Here is a 3,307-nt window from a genome sequence, read left to right on the forward strand (position 1 = left end):
CTTATATCTCTTGGATAGCTTTTTTGCATAGATATACCTCTTTCTTAACTATGCTTATTTTACCTCATATCTTCGAGATCCTTAACAGGTTCTAAAAGGTTTACCACATTACCTCACTTTTGCTCTATGATTATCTTTTTAGATCACTTTGTCTACCTTATTCTACCACTCTGCTGAACGGATACCTTGGGTTAGCTATAGCTAACACCACAATTGTACTAACATTGTGATTTGAGAACAACCTTCACCAGAAAGGGTGTCATTCCAGTGTTAAGCACTGGAATGACGAGAGGTAACGCAAGAAGTCTACTCTTAATAAAAACCTGATGATGAATCATTATTACCAAATTTCGGCCTATTTCTGTTGCTGAAACCAGAACGAGGAGGCCTCTTATGGTGACTTCCTCCAGGTTTTCTACTAAATGAATTATTGTAATAATTATCCCTGTCATTTGGACCATCTCTTCTTTCCTCGTTGTAAAGCTCACCTTCAAAAAACCCTCCCGTCTCTTGATCAACCCGACGTCTTGACAACTTTGGACACCCACCTTTTTCGAAGTCAATTACTAGTGCTTTGAAAGTATCATCTTGTTTAAGTACGCTCTCTATAGAATCTATATGTTCATTAGCTACTTCACTTATGTGCATTTTTCCTTTTCTGCCATTAAGAAATTCAAGCTCTACAATAGACTTCTCTATTCTTACAACCTTGACATCAACTATAGAACCTTGTTCTAGTTCTGTTATTGAATCAATCATCATACTCTTTGCAATTTCAGCTTCAGTGCCACTCGTAGCAAAAACAGAAACTTTACCATCATCTCCTATTTCAATTTTTGCATTACTTCTTTCACACACACTGCGTATATTTTTCCCCTTAGAACCTATAGCAGCAGAAATTTTGTCTTTATCTATGTAAAATGATAACATCCTTGGTGCATGGTCTTTGACATCATCACTGTGTTCTGAAATCACTGCATTCATTTTTTCTAAAATATGTAATCTTCCAGCTTTTGCCTGTTCTAAAGATTTTTCAACAATTTCAAAGCTTATACCAGAAATTTTCATGTCCATTTGTAGCGCCGTAACCCCTTCACTAGTTCCCGCTACTTTAAAGTCCATATCACCAAGATAATCTTCATCACCAAGTATATCGGAAAGTATTACATACTCGTCTTTATCTTTGATGAGACCCATAGCAATTCCAGCAACAGGGGCCTTTATTGGCACACCCGTATCCATTAAAGCAAGAGAAGTCCCACAAACTGTTGCCATAGAAGAAGAACCATCAGACTCCAAAATTTCGGACACTACTCTTATTGTATAAGGAAATTCAGACTTATCGGGTAAAACAGGATGAATTGCTTTCCAAGCAAGTTTGCCATGACCGATTTCTCTTCTTCCTGGTGCACGCACAGCAGAAGTTTCTCCAACAGCAAATGAGGGAAAGTTATAATGCAACATGAAATGCTCACGTCTATCCCCTTCAATATCATCCACAATTTGCTCATCTTGAGTGGTGCCAAGAGCAGTAACAACCAGTGCCTGAGTATTGCCTCTTGTAAATAGTGCAGAACCGTGAGCTTTGGACAGAATATCAACTTCAACTTCTATCTGACGTATCTCATCATGCTTACGACCGTCTATCCTTACACTTTTCTTCCTAATTATTTCACGTACTAAGGATCTTTCAAAGTTTTTTACTGCATACGTAATTAACTTTTCGTCTTTTCCAGTTTCTTTAAGAGTATTCAATATATTCTCTCTGATCGCTTCTAGAGCTTGAACTCGCTCTTGTTTTACTGTTTGCGAATATGCTTTTTCAAAATCTTTACCGTATTTTTCGAGCTCTTGTGTTATATCTGATGCATCAATAGGGGCAAAGCTCTCAGGTTTATTGCCAATTGTATCAGCAAACTCTTTTATGAGCTTAATGACAGGCTTAAGGTGTTCATGGCCAAATTTTATTGCATTAAAAACATTTTCTTCAGAGAGCTCTTTCACTTCTGATTCAACCATTAAAATTGAATTTTCATCACCAGACAAAAACAGATCCAAGCTGCTTGCTTTCATCTCTTGAACAGAAGGGTTGAGTATATAGTTATTATTTTCATCACAACCAACCATCACTCCAGCTATAGTAAAGTGAAAGGGAACACCAGAAATTGCAAGAGCTGCAACAGCACCAATCAATGCTGGCACTTCGGGAGGATTGACTGTATCATAGGTTAATAGATTGCACACCACACTAATTTCATCATGAAATCCTTCTGGGAATAGTGGTCTTATACTTCTATCTATTACTCTTGAGATTAAAGTTTCTCTATCAGATGGCTTGCCTTCTCTTTTAAAAAACCCGCCAGGGATCTTACCCATGGCATAGCTTTTTGCGATAAACTGCACATTTAAAGGTAGGAAATCAACGCTTTCTTCCTTCTTTTTACGTACAACAGTTACTAAAACAGAAGTATCACCGTAATTTACAACTACTGAACCATGAGCTTGGCGTGCTATTTTTCCTGTTTCTAAAGATAAGGCACGACCACCCCACTCTATAGATTTTTTTATAATTTTAAACATATTAAATTCCTCGATTATTTTCTAATGCCTAACTTCTCTATTAATTCCTGATAGGCTTCATTACCAAATTTACGCTTTATATAATTTAAGTGCTTGCGTCTTCTACCTATCAATACAAGTAAACCACGCTTAGAGTGATGGTCATGCTTGTGCACTTTAAAATGCTCAGTTAAGTTACTGATCCTCTCGGTCAAAATTGCACATTGTACAAAAGATGAGCCTGTATCATCTTCTTTAATTGCATATATATTTATCAAACTCTTTTTCTTTTCGGATGTTATCGACATCTAAACCTCATTTTAAATACTAAAAACACGAATAGGCTTCACACAACCACAAATAAAACTGCAGATTGCAATAGGTACACTACCCACCACCGCACAACAAATATCATGATTCTTTAAATTACGCAAGTTATTTAATACAACTTCCTGACCTTTTCTGATTTTCCCCGCATCTTCTAGGGAAATTTCAACTTTGAACATCGATTTTAAAACCGATTCAATGGGGATGACGAAACTTTTTGTATTACTCCCTGTCACTCCATCATCTTCTGTCATCCCACCCCCCTCTGTCATCCCAGTGCGTGACACTGGGATGGCTTTGTTGCATCGCTCTTCGGATAGTAGGTAACGTACAATAAATTCATGAAGCTATCTCAAACTTAGCCATGCCTATTTCAGTAAATTTGTTAAGCAAATAACACTTGAGTAGCAGTTCCTTCTCA

General features: G+C 37.1%; 3 protein-coding genes. All 3 read right to left on the reverse strand.

The genetic code is table 11. The annotated features are described in order from the left end of the window. Positions 1 to 312: 312 nt before the first annotated feature. From pnp to OZD63_RS00310, 3 genes are read right to left on the reverse strand one after another with little or no spacing between them, the layout of a single operon-like run. Positions 313 to 2,580 carry a polyribonucleotide nucleotidyltransferase gene (gene pnp / locus OZD63_RS00300; protein WP_275007784.1) on the reverse strand — a complete coding sequence of 756 codons (2,268 nt, stop codon included), beginning with the start codon at positions 2,578 to 2,580 and terminating at the stop codon, positions 313 to 315. A 14-nt stretch (positions 2,581 to 2,594) separates the two neighbouring features. Further along, positions 2,595 to 2,867, reverse strand: a complete 273-nt coding sequence (gene rpsO, locus OZD63_RS00305) for a 30S ribosomal protein S15 (RefSeq protein WP_275007786.1) — start codon at positions 2,865 to 2,867, stop codon at positions 2,595 to 2,597. Positions 2,868 to 2,879: 12 nt separating this feature from the next. Next, entirely contained in the window at positions 2,880 to 3,140 is a 261-nt protein-coding gene (locus tag OZD63_RS00310) for a hypothetical protein (protein WP_274979567.1), read from the reverse strand. Positions 3,141 to 3,307 lie beyond the last annotated feature (167 nt).

This window comes from Wolbachia endosymbiont of Drosophila leontia (genome assembly GCF_028981785.1).
Taxonomy (GTDB): domain Bacteria; phylum Pseudomonadota; class Alphaproteobacteria; order Rickettsiales; family Anaplasmataceae; genus Wolbachia; species Wolbachia pipientis.